Genomic DNA, 15,052 nt, shown 5'->3' on the forward strand with positions numbered 1-15,052 from the left:
CACGGACTCTTTCGCGGGCCAGGCGCCCGCCACGCCGCACGGCGGCCGGGTCGCACCCCTCTCAGGGGTGCCGGTGTCGGGACACGGCCGTGGTGCAGGAGGTGCCACATGGCCACCGACAACGACACGCCCGTCGACGAGTCGACGCAGGCAGCCCAGCCCGAGACGGACACGCCCGAGACGCAGGAGCCGCAGTCGGCGCCCGCAGCCGTCGTGCCGTCCTTCGGCCTCCTCTTCCAGCAGCCGACCCCGGTCGTCGCCCCGCCGCGCCGGCGCGAGCCGGAGCCGGAGGACGTCGCGGACGAGGACGACAAGAGCAGCGACCAGGACGAGTCGCGCGACGACTCCGGTGACGACACCCCGGGCGAAGGGGGCGGCCGCCGCCGTCGTCGTCGCGGCGGGCGCGGTCGCAACAGCCGCTCCGGCGACGAGGGCGCCGACGAGTCGGGCGAGGCTCCCGCCGACTCCTCCGATGACGACACCTCGGACGACGACTCCGCGGACGACTCCTCCGGTGGTGGCCGCGGCCGCGGGCGCTCGCGCGGCCGGGGTGGCCGGCAGGCGCAGGGCGATGACGCATCCGACGACACCGACTCCTCGGACGACGGGTCCGACGACGACTCCGACGACTCGGGCTCGTCCGACGACTCCGGTGACGAGGGCTCCGGCAGCTCGCGTCGACGTCGCCGGCGCCGCCGTGGTGGCGGCGGTGGTGGTGGTGGCAACGGTGGCCAGGAGGACCCGCCCGGCACCGTGACCAAGGTCCGCGAGTCGCGGCGCAACGAGCCGCAGGCGATCAAGGGCAGCACCCGTCTCGAGGCGAAGAAGCAGCGTCGCCGCGAGGGCCGTGAGGCCGGTCGTCGCCGCACGATCATCACCGAGGCGGAGTTCCTCGCCCGGCGCGAGAGCGTCGAGCGGGTCATGGTCGTGCGCCAGCACGGCGACCGCACCCAGATCGGCGTCCTCGAGGATGGCGTGCTCGCCGAGCACTACGTCTCCCGCGAGACGACGTCGACGCTCGTCGGCAACGTCTACCTCGGACGCGTGCAAAATGTGCTGCCGAGCATGGAGGCCGCCTTCATCGACATCGGCAAGGGCCGCAATGCGGTGCTCTACGCCGGTGAGGTCAACTGGGAGGCGCAGGGCGTCGGCAACGGCCAGGCGCGCCGGATCGAAAATGCGCTCTCCTCGGGTGACTCGGTCCTCGTCCAGGTGACCAAGGACCCGGTGGGCCACAAGGGTGCGCGCCTCACCTCGCAGATCTCGCTGCCCGGCCGCTACGTCGTCTACGTGCCCGAGGGCAGCATGACGGGCATCTCGCGCAAGCTGCCCGACACCGAGCGCTCCCGCCTCAAGGGGATCCTCAAGCAGGTCGTCCCGGACAGCGCGGGCGTCATCGTCCGGACCGCTGCCGAGGGTGCCTCGGAGGCCGAGCTGACCGCCGATGTCGAGCGGCTCACCAAGGCCTGGGACAAGATCAGCTCCAAGGCCGAGGCCAAGAAGGGCAAGAAGGGATCCGCCGGCGGCGCCCCGGTCCTCCTGCACGCCGAGCCGGACATGACCGTGCGGGTCATCCGCGACATCTTCAACGAGGACTTCGCCAAGATGGTCGTCTCGGGCGACGACGCCTGGCGCGAGATCAAGGGCTACGTCGACGACGTCGCACCGGACCTCTCCGACCGCCTGGAGAAGTACACGGGCGAGGGCGACGTCTTCGCCGCGCACCGGATCGACGAGGCGATCGCCAAGGCGATGGACCGCAAGGTCTGGCTGCCCTCCGGCGGCTCGCTCGTCATCGACCGCACCGAGGCGATGACGGTCGTCGACGTCAACACCGGCAAGTTCACCGGCTCCGGGGGCAACCTCGAGGAGACGGTGACGAAGAACAACCTCGAGGCGGCCGAGGAGATCGTGCGTCAGCTGCGGCTGCGCGACATCGGCGGCATCATCGTCGTCGACTTCATCGACATGGTCCTCGAGTCCAACCGGGACCTCGTCGTCCGCCGTCTGCTCGAGTGCCTGGGCCGTGACCGCACCAAGCACCAGGTCGCCGAGGTCACCTCGCTCGGCCTGGTGCAGATGACCCGCAAGCGGGTCGGTGCCGGTCTCATCGAGGTCTTCTCGCAAGAGTGCGAGCACTGCCAGGGTCGGGGCATCATCGTCCACAGCGAGCCCGTCGCCCACGACCCCGGTGGTCACGCCGGCGGCAACCACGGCGGCAACGGTGGCGGTGGCGGCGGCAAGTCCCGTCGTGGCCGGTCGAAGGGGGACAAGGACTCCTCGGCGCAGCGCCAGGAGCCGGTCGAGGAGCAGACCGACGCCAACGGCCGGACCGCGGCCCAGATCGCGGCGGCGGCCCACGCCGCGGCGATCAAGAACATCGCCGGCGAGGCGAGCGAGGACGACGTCGCCGACCTCGCGACCACCGACTCCGCCGCCGACGCGCCCGAGGTGACGTCGGGGCCGGCGCCGGTCGAGGAGCCGGCGCAGGAGGCGCCGAAGCGTCGTCGCGGCGGTCGCCGGGCGGCCTCCACCGCCGGCGCCCCGGTGGCGCTCGAGGCGGTCGACCTGACCGGCGCGGGCGAGGAGTCGACCCCGCCAGCCCCGGCCGAGCCGGAGCAGCTGGCGCTGCAGCCCGCGGCCGATGTCGTGCCCGAGCCCGTCGAGAGCGCTGTCGAGCCCGAGCCGCAGGAGGCGCCGAGGCGTCGCCGCGGTGGCCGCCGTGCCGCGTCGAGCTCGGGTGCCCCGGTGGCGCTCGAGGCCGTCGACCTCACCGCGCCGGCCGAGCCCGCAGCGGCACCCCTGACCAAGGTCGCCGGTGAGTCCGGCGAGGCGCCGACGACACCTGTCGCCGACCCGGAGCCGGCCGCGCCGGCGCGACGCAAGCGCAAGCGCGTCACCTCGGAGGCCGGCCCGCCGAAGGCCTGACGCACCGAGCCGCACCGACCGACGGCCCATGGGGGAGCGCTCCCCATGGGCCGTCGGCGTGCACGTGGCTAGCCTTCACCTGACCAGCAGGGGGAAGGGACACCGTGGACCAGCTGACGCACGGCGCCGACAGCGACCGACTGCGCGCCATCGGCGACGCACTCGTGACGCTGGCGGGGCGCACCCGGACCGTCGAGGGCGACGGCACCGCGCAGGCGATGCTCCTGGCGATGCATTGGACCGGCGACGACGCCGACCGATTCGGCCAGTCGTGGGCCACCGCCCGCACCCGGCTGGCCGAGGCGGCCGATCTGCTCGACACCTACGGCGGCCGCGCCCGGACCCAGGCGGCCGAGCAGGAGGCCGGTAGCGCGGGTGCCACGGGCGGGGGCCCCCCTTCGTCAGCCGGACCGAGGCTCCCCATGACGCCGCCGTTGGCGGCGGCCGACCTCTACGACGAGCTCGAGGACATGACGCCCCAGGAGCGGGCCGACTACCTCGAGAGCGACGAGTTCCGCGACCTCGCGGTCGCGGACCCGGAGGGGACCAAGGAGGCGCTCGACCGGGCCTTCGACGACGGGCTTTTTGCCGACGACCCGGTCGCCTACGCGGACTACCTCGAGCAGTACTGGATCGACCGGGCCCTGCAGCAGGCGGGCATCGACCCGGCGGAGTGGGACCCGAGCCAGGGCTTCGACGGCAACCGCGACATCGTCTCGGCGGTGTACGAGTACTACGGCGAGCTCTACCTCGCCAACCCCGATCTCGAGTGGGCCGCGATGGCCAACATGATCGGCCCGAGCTTCGCCGGCGGCTTCGCCGACCTCGACCTCGCCCGCGACGTCGCCCAGGGTGTCCTCGCCGGCGCACCCCTGCTGCCACCGCCGCACGCGGGCAACCTCGCGGTGCTTGCCTCGCTGAGCGACGCCGACCTCGCCTTCTACGAGTCGACCCTGCTGTCGATGCAGCAGGAGATCTTCTTCGACCAGGGGTCGATGCACCAGGCCTACGTCGACGGGGGCATCGCCGAGATCGAGCGGATGCACGCGGCCGGCGTCATCGACGACAACGCGATGCAGGCCTGGTACGGGATCGACTCCGGCGACCCCGCCCGGGTCGACGACGGCAACCACCGGCTGCTGTGGCGGGAGCAGAACCAGATCATCGTCGACGACTACCAGACGATATACAGCCACTTCCCGACGGGCCCCGCGGTCACCTACGGCATCACCCTCATCGGTGAGCCGACGATCCCCGGTGCGCAGACCTTCGGCGAGGTCTTCCCGGTGACCTTCGACGTGGAGACCCCGGGGCCGCACACCATCCCCTTCACCGGCATCGACAACCCGCTGCAGGGGACCGTCACCGTGACGACCCCGCTGCCGGAGGGCAATGTCGCCGACCAGTCCTCCCGCTGGGCACTCATCGAGCAGGACACGTGGCCGGCCTTCGCCGACCTGACCGACGAGGAGATCCGCGCGATCGTCGAGTCGGACTTCGACACCCGCCTCGACGAGGCCCGACCCGTCAACAACGTCGACCGCATCGTCGCGCGGATCCTGTCCGGGTTCGACGCCGACGTCCGACAGTAGGGTGCTGGACATGACCGACCGCTCGACCTTCTCGGCAGCCGGGGTGGACCGCATCCACGCGACCGGACGTGCCGTGATCGACCTCGCTGCCGGCTGGCCGACCCGCGACACGGTGCTCGGCGGCGAGGCCGGGCCGGTCTGGGACGTCGACGCGCCGCTCGACCGACCGATCACCGTCGACGTCGTGGGCCCGCTCGGCGCGCTGCGCGTCGAAGCGACGACGATCCGACTGCTGGTCGGCGGTGACGAGCTCGTCTCCGTCGTCGGGCTGACCCGCTCCTTCGACGACGGGCAGCGAGCCGCCGACGAGCTGCGCCGGACGGCCGAGGTCCTCGGCCTCGCTCCCGAGCCGACCACCGCGCTCGTCGATCGGGTCGTCGACGGTCCGGTCGAGCGCCGTCGCCGGCACGGGCTGCACGGGGGGCAGGCCCTGGGCATCCGCGGCGGCGTCACCCTCCACCGCCTGCCCGCCCGCGGGCAGGCCCCCGCCCTCGAGGTCCTCGAGTGGTCCTTCACGCCTCTGGCTGACCAGGCCCCACCGGCCGAGGGGCCGGCGTCGGCGGACCCGTCCGCGCAGGACACGTGGCTGCGGCTGTGAGGCGTGGCGCCGTCGCCGGGCTGCTCGCGCTCGCCCTCGCGGGGTGCACGATCACCCGAGGGTCGGCGGAGGGGCCGACGACCGGCTCGGGGGACAACTCGTCCTTCAGCGAGGCCGGGGTCGAGCACATCGAGACCGAGCGCCGCGCGCTCATCGACCTGTCCACGGCGCTCACCGCGGACGACCTGGGGGCCGACGGCGGCATCCTGCGCGACGTCGACGTGCGCGGTGAGGACCCGATCGAGGTCGTCGTGCGCGGCACGGGTGGCGAGGTCGTCGTCCAGGCCGACGTCATCCGGGTGCTCGTCGCCCCGGGCGACCGGCAGGTGCAGAGCATCGCCCTCTTCGAGTCGCCGGCCGATGCCGATGCCCTGGCGACCCGCCTCGAGGAGGTCGGGGGACAGGTGGGCATGGACCGGGCGGGGGTCGACTCCGCCGCCTCCTCCGCGCGGGGTGGCAGCGTCGACACCTGGCTCAATGGCGGTGACCTCCTCGGCTTCACCGTCGGGCTGCACCCGGTGCTCGGACCGGGGGAGGCGCCCGTCCTCGAGCACCAGCTGACGCCGCCGGGCTGACCTCCCGTCGTCGGTTTGTCCGCCAGCGGGTCTCGCCGGTACTCTTGGTCTTTGGTGCGCCCACCGAGCGGACGCTTCATGCCCCGGCATGAGGACTGTTGGCCGGTCAGACAGAGCGAGTGCACCTGAAGCGAAAGTGAGTTCCACTGATGTACGCGATCGTTCGCGCGGGTGGCCGCCAGGAGAAGGTCTCCGTCGGCGACACCATCCTCATCAACTCGATCAAGGGCGAGGCCGGCGACAGCGTCGACCTGCAGCCGATCCTCCTCGTCGACGGGTCCACCGTGACCAGCGACGCCGACAAGCTGGCCAAGGCCAGCGTCACGGCCGAGGTCGTCGGTGCCGCCAAGGGCCCCAAGATCACGATCATGAAGTACAAGAACAAGACCGGCTACCGCAAGCGCCAGGGTCACCGCCAGCCGCTCACGCAGCTGAAGATCACCGACATCAAGGCCTGAGCCTCCTTCAACAGTTAGGAACCTACTGACATGTCTTCCAAGAAGGGTGTGTCCTCGTCCAAGAACGGACGCGACTCCAATGCCCAGCGCCTGGGTGTCAAGCGGTACGGCGGCGAGCTCGTCGGCACCGGTCAGATCATCGTCCGCCAGCGCGGCACCCACTTCCACCCGGGCGACAACGTCGGCCGCGGTGGCGACGACACGCTGTTCGCCCTCGCTGACGGCGCCGTCACCTTCGGCTCCAAGCGCGGCCGCAAGACCGTGAGCGTCCTGCCGGTGGACTCCGCCAGCTGACGCGACACCATGCGTGTGCGAAGGGGGCGGGTCCGCTGACCTGCCCCCTTCGCCGTACCCGCTCCACCCCACACACCAAGGAGAGGTGAGGTCGTGACGACCTTCGTCGATCGCGTCACCCTGCACGTCGAGGCCGGCAAGGGTGGTCACGGCGTCGCCTCCGTGCACCGCGAGAAGTTCAAGCCGCTCGGCGGCCCGGACGGCGGCAACGGCGGCCACGGCGGTGACGTCGTCCTCGTCGTCGACCCGCAGGTCACGACCCTCCTCGACTACCACCGCAGCCCGCACCGCCGGGCGACCAACGGTGCCCCCGGCGCCGGCGACGAGAAGAACGGCGCCAACGGCGACGACCTCGTCCTGCCCGTGCCCGCCGGCACGGTGATCACCGATGCGTCGGGCGACGTGCTCGCCGACCTCGTCGCACCCGGCGCGACCTTCGTCGCGGCCCAGGGCGGGCGCGGTGGCCTGGGCAACAAGGCCCTGTCGAGCCAGCGTCGCAAGGCGCCCGGCTTCGCGCTGCTCGGCGAGCCGGGGGAGAGCCGGGACATCGTCCTGGAGCTGAAGTCGCTTGCCGACGTCGCCCTCATCGGCTTCCCGAGTGCTGGCAAGTCCTCGCTCGTCTCCGTCCTCTCCGCGGCCCGGCCCAAGATCGCCGACTACCCCTTCACGACGCTCGTGCCCAACCTCGGCGTCGTCACGGCCGGCGACATGCGCTACACCGTCGCCGACGTGCCCGGCCTCATCCCCGGTGCCAGCGAAGGGCGTGGGCTCGGCCTGGAGTTCCTCCGGCACGTCGAGCGCTGCTCCGTGCTCGTCCACGTCATCGACTGCGCCACGCTCGAGCCGGGCCGGGACCCGATGACCGACCTCGACGTCATCGAGGCCGAGCTGGCCGCCTACGTCGCCGACGACACCCTCGGCGGCACGCCGCTGTCGGAGCGCACCCGCATCGTCGTGCTCAACAAGGCCGACGTGCCCGACGCCCTCGACCTCGCCGAGATGGTCAAGGCCGACCTCGAGGGGCGCGGCCTGGAGGTCTTCGTCGTCTCCGCCGTCGCGCACACCGGGCTCAAGGAGCTGACCTTTGCGATGGCCCGCCACGTTCAGGCTGCGCGTGCCGAGACGGAGGTCGAGATCGCGCCGCAGCGGGTCGTCCTGCGCCCCAAGGCGGTCGACGACGCCGGCTTCGTCGTGCGTCGCGAGGTGACGTCCGACGGCGAGGTCTTCCACGTCCTCGGCGACAAGATCACCCGGTGGGTCTTCCAGACCGACTTCGCCAACGACGAGGCCGTCGGCTACCTCGCCGACCGGCTCAATCGGGCGGGTGTCGAGGAGGAGCTGACCAAGGCCGGCGCGGTCGCGGGCTCCACGGTGCTCATCGGCCCGGAGGACAACGCGGTCGTCTTCGACTGGGAGCCGACCCTCGTCGGCGGCGCCGAGCTCCTCGGCCACCGCGGTCAGGACCTGCGCTTCGAGGACAACACGCGGCGCACGACCAAGGAGCGCCGCGAGGAGTTCCACGCCCGCAAGGACGCCCAGACCGCGGCCCGCGAGGGGCTGTGGACCGAGCGCCAGGCCGGACACTGGACCGAGGACGACTGATGGCCGATGCACGGCGGGCCATCTCGCGTGCCCGGCGCATCGTCGTCAAGGTCGGCTCGTCGTCGCTGACCAGCGCGGCCGGGGGAGAGCTCGACATCGCCCGCCTCACCGCGCTCGTCAACGCGCTGTCCGGTCGGCGCAGCGAGGGCGCCGAGATCGTCCTCGTCTCCTCGGGCGCCATCGCGGCCGGCATCGGCCCGCTCGGCATGAGCACGCGACCGAGCGACCTCGCGCGCCAGCAGGCCGCGGCGAGCGTCGGCCAGGGCGTGCTGCTGTCGGCCTACGACCGGGCCTTCGGTCGGCACGGCCACACCATCGGGCTCGTCCTGCTCACCGTCGACGACGTCACCCGACGCACCAGCTACACCAATGCCAAGCGCACCTTCGACTCCCTCCTCGACCTCGGGGTCGTGCCGATCGTCAACGAAAACGACACCGTGGCCACCCACGAGGTCCGCTTCGGCGACAACGACCGGCTCGCCGCGCTCGTGGCCCAGCTCGTCGGCGCCGACGGGCTCGTCCTGCTCACCGACGTCGATGCCCTCTACACCGCCAAGCCCGGTACCCCCGGCGCCGAGCGGGTGGCGGTCGTCACCGAGCCCGCCGAGCTCGAGGCGATCTCCATCGGCGGGACCGGGTCGGCGGTCGGCTCCGGCGGCATGACGACGAAGGTCGAGGCGGCGACCATCGCAGGCGCCGCCGGGATCCCCACCGTGCTCACCTCCGCCGACCAGATCGCCGGAGCCCTCGCCGGCGAGGACGTCGGCACCGTCTTCCACCCCCAGCGGCGCAGCCGCGGGTCGCGCGCGCTCTGGCTGGCCCACGCGACGACCCCGCGCGGGTCGGTGCAGATCGACGAAGGTGCGGTCACCGCCCTTCGCGATCGTGGCCGCTCGCTCCTGCCGGCCGGCATCACCGGGGTGACCGGCTCCTTCGTCGACGGCGATCCCGTCGACGTCGTCGGGCCCGACGGCGCGGTCATCGCCCGCGGGCTCGTCAACTACACCTCCGGCGAGCTGCCGCACCTCATGGGGCGCAGCACCAAGGAGCTCGCGGCCGAGATCGGGCCGCAGTACGAGCGTGAGGTCATCCACCGAGACCACCTCGCGCTCCTGTGAGCGTCAGCGCACCCGCGTGACCTCGAACTGCATCCGCGGGTGGGCGTAGGCCTCCTGCGCCTGGACCAGCTGCAGCTCACGCCGACCCGAGTCGAGCGTGAGCTGCAGCAGGTCGAAGACGGACGAGACGGTGCGCCCCAGCGACTCCTGCAGCGACTGCGTGCGCAGCCAGTGGCTCGTGAAGAGCGCGGCGGTGACGTCGCCCGAGCCGTTGGCCTTGAGCGGCAGGTGCGGGGTGCGCACGATCCACGCCTCGTCGTCGTGGCAGGCGAGCATCTCGATCGTCCCCTCGGGACGGTCGGGGCGCAGGACCGAGGTGACGAGCACGGTGCTCGGCCCGATCTCGCGGGCGGCGTCGACCGAGGCGAGCGTTTCCTCCAGCGTCTGCGGCTCGGTGTCGGTGAGGAAGCCGAGCTCGAACTGGTTGGGCGTGATGAGGTCGGCCTGCGGGACGACCTTTTCCCGCAGCAGCACGGGGATCGACTCGTGGACGAAGCAGCCGGACTTGGCATTGCCCATCACCGGGTCGCAGGCGTAGATCGCGGCCGGGTTGACCGCCTTGACCGCGGCGACGGCGTCGAGGATCGTCGCGCCGATGCCCTCACCACCCTGGTAGCCCGAGAGGACCGCGTCGATCTCGGCGAAGGCCTCGCGCTCGCCGATGCCCGTGACGACGTCGGCGACGTCGGCCGGGTCCATGAGCGGGCCGCGCCACGCGCCGTAGCCGGTGTGGTTGGAGAAGTTGACCGTGTGCACCGGCCACACCTCCACACCGAGGCGCTGCATGGGGAAGACGGACGCGGAGTTGCCGACGTGTCCGTAGGCGACGTGGGACTGGATGGACAGGATCGTGGTCACCTCAGCATCATCGCACTGCCCGCCCGTACCCTGTGCGCATGACCGACACCCTGACCCTCGAGCCCACCGCCGTGGTGCGTGACCTGGCCGAGCGTGCGCGGGTCGCCTCGCGGCGCCTGGCCCTGCTGACGCGGGCGGAGAAGGACGCGGCGCTGCTCGCCCTGGCCGATGCGGTCGCCGCCGCGACCGACGAGGTCGTCGCCGCCAATGCGGAGGACCTGCGGCGCGGGCGCGAAGGGGGCATGGCCGCCGGTCTGCTCGACCGGCTGGCGCTCGACGCGGACCGGGTCGCCGCGGTGGCGCAGGCGCTGCGCGACCTCGCCGCGCTGCCCGACCCGGTCGGGGAGGTCGTGCGCGGCTCGACCCTGGCCAACGGCCTGCAGATCCGGCAGGTGCGGGTGCCGATGGGCGTCGTCGGGATGATCTACGAGGCCCGCCCCAATGTCACCGTCGACGCGGCGGGGCTCGGGCTGAAGTCCGGCAACGCGATGATCCTGCGCGGCGGCTCGGCCGCCGCGAGCACCAACCGGGCGCTCGTGGGGGCGCTGCGGTCCGCCCTTCGCCAGCACGGGCTGCCGGAGGACGCCGTGCAGCTACTCGAGGGCGGCCACGACGCGGTCCAGGCCCTCATGACCGCCCGCGGTCTCGTCGACCTGCTCATCCCGCGGGGAGGAGCCTCCCTCATCCAGGCCGTGGTGCTCGAGTCGACGGTGCCCGTCATCGAGACCGGCGTGGGCAACTGCCACGTCTACGTCGACGTGGCCGCCGACCGGGGCAAGGCCCTGGCCATCGCGCTCAACGCCAAGACCCACCGGCCGAGCGTGTGCAATGCCGCGGAGTCGCTCCTCGTCCACCGCGATCTCGCCGCGGACTTCCTGCCCGAGGTGCTGCGGGTGCTCGCCGAGGCGGGCGTCGTCCTGCACGGTGACGAGGCGACCCGCGCGGCCGCCCCCGAGGGCGTGCGGGTGGAGCCGGCCACGGACGAGGACTTCGACTGCGAGTACCTCGCTCTGGAGATGTCGGTCGCGGTCGTCGACGACGTCGACGCCGCGATGGAGCACGTGCGGCGGCACGGGAGCGGCCACACCGAGGCGATCGTCACCGAGGACCGCGCCGCGGCCCGCAGGTGGACCACCGAGGTCGACGCGGCCGCCGTGCTCGTCAACGCGTCGACGCGGTTCACCGACGGCGGGGAGTTCGGCTTCGGCGCGGAGATCGGCATCTCGACGCAAAAGCTGCACGCCCGCGGGCCGATGGCCCTGCCCGAGCTGACGACGACCAAGTGGGTCGTCGAGGGGGACGGTCAGATCCGGCGCTGAGCCGACGCGCGGCACCGCCCGAGCAGGGCATCGCCACGAGACAGGTCGAGGGCCCTCTCCGTCGGGAGGGGGCCCTCGACCGCTGTCCGTGACACGGCCCGCAGGCCCTGTGGCGACGGCAGCGCGGCGACGGGCACGCAGGCGCGTCGTCGCGGGGTCACGTGGACCAGGAGGCGCCGACGCCGCCGAGTCGCCGGTGACACCACGGTGGCGCCGTGGGTCGTGCGTGCGTCGTTATCCCTGTGGTCCGGACGGCCGTCATGCGGCCGCGGTGTGAGGACTGTTCTACGCGTACTCCGGTGCTCGCTGCAACGGGTGAGCGGTCGCATCGCCGAGCGGACATCACCCACAGCGGTGTCCACAGGCAGCGGGCGTCATCCTCGGCCCTGCACACAGGCCTGTGGATGAAGACGGTGGACAACGGGCGGGTAGCATGGGGCGCATGCTGAGCACTCTTGCCTCCCTCGCCGCCGAGGCCGAGCACCACACCGAGCTCCCGGTCCCGCCCGTCGTCTACGGTCTCTTCGCGCTCCTGATCTTCGCGATGATGCTGGGCGTCCTCTTCGCCTTCCGCCAGGCGGCGACCAAGATCCCGTCCGCGCACAACACCGTGGCCCACGACGACCACGAGACGGCCGCCGGGGAGCACCACTGAGCAAGCGGCTCGGCGTGATGGGTGGGACCTTCGACCCCATCCACCACGGTCACCTCGTCGCTGCGAGCGAGGCCGCCTCCCGCTTCGGTCTCGACGAGGTCGTCTTCGTGCCGACCGGCGAGCCGTGGCAGAAGGCGGACACGCAGGTCAGCCCCGCCGAGCACCGCTACCTCATGACGGTCGTCGCGACCGCGTCCAACCCGAGCTTCACCGTGAGCCGGGTCGACGTCGAGCGCGACGGGCCGACCTACACCATCGACACGCTGCGCGACCTGCACCGGCTGCGCCCCGATGACGAGCTCTTCTTCATCACCGGCGCCGACGCGCTCGCGCAGATCCTGTCGTGGAAGGACGTCGACGAGCTGTGGGACCTCGCCCACTTCATCGGCGTCACGCGCCCCGGGTACACCCTGAGCGAGTCGGGCCTGCCCGAGGACAAGGTGACCCTCCAGGAGGTGCCGGCCATGGCGATCTCCTCCACCGACTGCCGCCAGCGCGTCAGCGACGGCGAACCGGTCTGGTACCTCGTGCCGGACGGCGTCGTGCAGTACATCAACAAGTACGAGCTCTACACCGACGACCGGGAGTGACCCAGACCGTGGCAGCAACCCAGCAGGCCATCGACCTCGCGACCATCGCCGCACGCGCGGCGGCCGACAAGCACGCGAGCACCATCACCGGGCTCGACGTGTCCGGCCAGATGCCCCTCACCGACATCTTCCTCGTCGTCTCCGCGGACAACGAGCGCCAGGTCCAGGCGATGTCCGAGGCGATCGAGGACACCCTGCGCGAGGAGGCCGGCGTCAAGACGCTGCGCCGCGAGGGCCACGGCCCCGGCCGCTGGGTCCTGCTCGACTTCGGTGACATCGTCGTGCACGCGCAGCACGACGAGGAAAAGGACTTCTACGACCTCGAGCGCCTGTGGCGCGACTGCCCGCACCTCGACCTCGGGGTCGTGGGCTCGCGCCAGGACGAGTCCGGGGCGTGACCGAGACGACCCGACGGCTGTCCGCCGAGGCCGACGCCGGGTCGAAGGGGGAGCCCCGTCGCCTCATCGTGCTCCGGCACGGCCAGACCGGATCCAACCTCAAGGGCATCTGGCAGGGGCAGCTCGACCACGAGCTCACCGACCTCGGGCGGGAGCAGGCGCGGGCCGCGGCGGCGGCCATCGCCTCCCTCCGGCCCACCCGGGTCGTCTCGTCCGACCTCGTGCGGGCCCGGGACACGGCGGAGGAGGTCGCCGCGGCGAGCGGTGGCCTCTCCGTGGCGCTCGACGAGCGTTGGCGCGAGATCCACGCGGGCGGCTGGCAGGGCCTCACAGCCGCGCAGGTGTACTCGCAGTACCCGCAGGACGCCGACAAGCTGATCAGCGGCGAGGACTTCAAGCGCGGCGGCCACGGCGAGTCCCTGGCGGACGTCGCCCGACGCACCCGGAGCGCTCTCGACGAGCTCGTCGCCTCGATGGACCCGGGGGAGTGCGTCGTCATCGCCACCCACGGCGTCACCGGCCGCTCGCTCGTCGCCGAGCTCGTCGGCCTCGACCAGACGACGGCCTGGCGGGTCCTCGGCGGCTTCGGCAACTGCCACTGGGCGAGCCTCGAGGAGGGGCGCGCAGGGTGGCGGATCACCCAGTGGAATGCCTCCGCGGAAGGCCTATGAGCGTAGTGCCGTCGCCGATTTGGTGATGGAGGGGGGCATGTGGGTATGCTTCCGCAGTCCCCTTCACGGGGAACCCACTCGGGGCTGTAGCGCAGTTGGTAGCGCACCTCCATGGCATGGAGGGGGTCAGGGGTTCGAATCCCCTCAGCTCCACCAGTGGTCGACGAAGGCCCGGACCAGTAGGTCCGGGCCTTCGTCGCACCGTCTAGCGTGTGCGCATGCCGCAGGAGAGCAGCCGCCCGGTCGCGGCCGGAGTCGTCACGGCCCTCGTCGGCTTCACCAGCGCCTTCGTCGTCGTCCTGCAGGGCCTGACCGCCGTCGGTGCCACCCCCGCCCAGGCCGCCAGCGGGTTGCTGGCCGTCACGATCCTCATGGGGCTGGGCTCGATCGTGCTGTCCGTGACGACCCGCATGCCGATCACCGTCGCCTGGTCCACACCGGGCGCCGCGCTGCTCGCCTCGAGCGGCGCCGTCGACGGCGGGTGGCCGGCCGCCGTGGGTGCTTTCGTCGTCACCGGCGCGCTCGTCGTCGCCACCGGGCTCGTCCCCGCCCTCGGCGCGCTCATCACCCGGATCCCGGCCTCTGTGGCGCAGGCGATGCTCGCCGGCATCGTGCTGCAGCTGTGCCTCGGTCCGGTGACCGGCATGGCCGCCAACCCGTGGGCGGTCGGGCCCGTCGTGCTCGTGTGGGTCCTCGCGCTGCGCTTCCTGCCCCGGTGGGCCTCACCCCTCGCCTTCGTCGCTGCAGCCGTCGTCATCGTCGTCCACCTCACGTCGATGGGAACGCCCATGGACGCCGCGGCCCTCGTGCCGCGACTGGAGCTGACCGCGCCCGCCTTCACCATCGGGGGACTGGTGGGCATCGCCCTCCCGCTCTACCTCGTGACGATGGCCTCGCAGAATGTCCCGGGCATGGCGGTGATGCGCGGCTTCGGCTACGAGGTGCCGTGGCAGCGCTCGATGCTCGTCACCGGTGTCGGCACGATCGTCGGCGCACCGGCAGGCGGTCACGGCATCAACCTCGCGGCGATCAGTGCTGCTCTCGCGGCCGGTCCGGAGGCCGGGGAGGACACCTCGCGTCGCTGGATCGCCAGCGTGACCTCTGGCGTGCTCCTCGTCCCGATCGGCATCGCCTCCGCGGCCTTCGCCACCCTTGTCTCCCTGGCCCCCGAGGGTGTCGTCCCGGCCGTCGCCGGGCTGGCTCTCGTGGGGACGCTCGCGGTCTCGCTCAGGGCAGCCCTCGCCGAGCCCGCGGACCACGTCCCGGCTGTCACCACCTTCGTCATGGCCGCCTCGGGGATTGCCATCGCCGGCATCAGCGCCGCCTTCTGGGCCATCGTCGCGGGCCTGGTCGTCAGGGGTGTCTTGCGCTCGCACCGCGCGCGTGCATGATGAGG

The 15,052-nt window shown here is 72.2% G+C and carries 14 protein-coding genes, 1 tRNA gene and 1 pseudogene; 15 read left to right on the plus strand and 1 reads right to left on the minus strand.

What is annotated here, in order from left to right; all coding sequences use genetic code 11:
- The first annotated feature begins 108 nt into the window (after positions 1-108).
- The 8 genes from CWN80_RS02565 (at position 109) to proB (ending at position 9,165) form a co-directional block, all read left to right on the plus strand.
- On the plus strand, positions 109-2,928 hold the full coding sequence (locus CWN80_RS02565; RefSeq protein WP_128276831.1) for an Rne/Rng family ribonuclease: 2,820 nt from the start codon (positions 109-111) through the stop codon (positions 2,926-2,928).
- A 104-nt stretch (positions 2,929-3,032) separates the two neighbouring features.
- Entirely contained in the window at positions 3,033-4,520 is a 1,488-nt protein-coding gene (locus CWN80_RS02570) for a WXG100 family type VII secretion target (protein WP_007925096.1), read from the plus strand.
- Between the two features lie 10 nt (positions 4,521-4,530).
- Complete coding sequence (locus CWN80_RS02575; protein WP_128276832.1) at positions 4,531-5,118, plus strand: hypothetical protein; 588 nt, start codon at positions 4,531-4,533, stop codon at positions 5,116-5,118.
- Entirely contained in the window at positions 5,115-5,693 is a 579-nt protein-coding gene (locus CWN80_RS02580) for a hypothetical protein (protein WP_007925091.1), read from the plus strand. Before CWN80_RS02575 ends, CWN80_RS02580 begins: the two co-directional genes overlap by 4 nt.
- Before the next feature lie 149 nt (positions 5,694-5,842).
- Positions 5,843-6,151, plus strand: a complete 309-nt coding sequence (gene rplU, locus CWN80_RS02585) for a 50S ribosomal protein L21 (RefSeq protein ID WP_007925089.1) — start codon at positions 5,843-5,845, stop codon at positions 6,149-6,151.
- A gap of 30 nt (positions 6,152-6,181) precedes the next feature.
- Complete coding sequence (rpmA, locus tag CWN80_RS02590) at positions 6,182-6,445, plus strand: 50S ribosomal protein L27 (RefSeq protein ID WP_040880683.1); 264 nt, start codon at positions 6,182-6,184, stop codon at positions 6,443-6,445.
- A gap of 93 nt (positions 6,446-6,538) precedes the next feature.
- Positions 6,539-8,047 (plus strand): GTPase ObgE, encoded by a 1,509-nt coding sequence (gene obgE / locus CWN80_RS02595; RefSeq protein WP_128276833.1) that lies wholly within the window; start codon positions 6,539-6,541, stop codon positions 8,045-8,047.
- Positions 8,047-9,165: a glutamate 5-kinase gene (gene proB / locus CWN80_RS02600; protein WP_007925082.1), complete on the plus strand. Its 1,119-nt coding sequence runs from the start codon at positions 8,047-8,049 to the stop codon at positions 9,163-9,165. The genes obgE and proB overlap by 1 nt, the downstream gene beginning before the upstream one ends.
- Before the next feature lie 3 nt (positions 9,166-9,168).
- On the opposite strand, the gene pdxY is transcribed toward proB, so the two are convergent.
- Positions 9,169-10,023 (minus strand): pyridoxal kinase PdxY, encoded by an 855-nt coding sequence (pdxY, locus tag CWN80_RS02605; RefSeq protein WP_007925080.1) that lies wholly within the window; start codon positions 10,021-10,023, stop codon positions 9,169-9,171.
- A gap of 20 nt (positions 10,024-10,043) precedes the next feature.
- On the opposite strand from pdxY, the pseudogene CWN80_RS02610 reads away from it, so the two are divergent.
- The 7 genes and pseudogenes from CWN80_RS02610 to CWN80_RS02640 all read left to right on the plus strand — a co-directional run.
- Positions 10,044-11,342: pseudogene (locus CWN80_RS02610) on the plus strand (glutamate-5-semialdehyde dehydrogenase); the annotation flags it as partial.
- 442 nt (positions 11,343-11,784) lie between these two features.
- Positions 11,785-11,997, plus strand: coding sequence for a hypothetical protein (locus CWN80_RS02615; protein ID WP_128276834.1), 213 nt, complete (start codon positions 11,785-11,787; stop codon positions 11,995-11,997).
- A 14-nt stretch (positions 11,998-12,011) separates the two neighbouring features.
- Entirely contained in the window at positions 12,012-12,587 is a 576-nt protein-coding gene (gene nadD / locus CWN80_RS02620; RefSeq protein WP_259909008.1) for a nicotinate-nucleotide adenylyltransferase, read from the plus strand.
- Positions 12,584-12,985 carry a ribosome silencing factor gene (gene rsfS / locus CWN80_RS02625; RefSeq protein ID WP_007925417.1) on the plus strand — a complete coding sequence of 134 codons (402 nt, stop codon included), beginning with the start codon at positions 12,584-12,586 and terminating at the stop codon, positions 12,983-12,985. The genes nadD and rsfS overlap by 4 nt, the downstream gene beginning before the upstream one ends.
- A complete protein-coding gene (locus tag CWN80_RS02630) occupies positions 12,982-13,656 on the plus strand; it encodes a histidine phosphatase family protein (RefSeq protein WP_007925416.1) in 675 nt (224 codons plus the stop codon). Before rsfS ends, CWN80_RS02630 begins: the two co-directional genes overlap by 4 nt.
- 80 nt (positions 13,657-13,736) lie before the next feature.
- Positions 13,737-13,812 (plus strand) — tRNA-Ala (locus CWN80_RS02635).
- Between the two features lie 62 nt (positions 13,813-13,874).
- Complete coding sequence (locus CWN80_RS02640; RefSeq protein WP_040880759.1) at positions 13,875-15,047, plus strand: benzoate/H(+) symporter BenE family transporter; 1,173 nt, start codon at positions 13,875-13,877, stop codon at positions 15,045-15,047.
- The last annotated feature ends 5 nt before the right edge of the window (positions 15,048-15,052 follow it).

The organism is Janibacter hoylei PVAS-1 (genome assembly GCF_004025845.1).
In the GTDB taxonomy this organism is placed as follows: Bacteria; Actinomycetota; Actinomycetes; order Actinomycetales; family Dermatophilaceae; genus Janibacter; species Janibacter hoylei.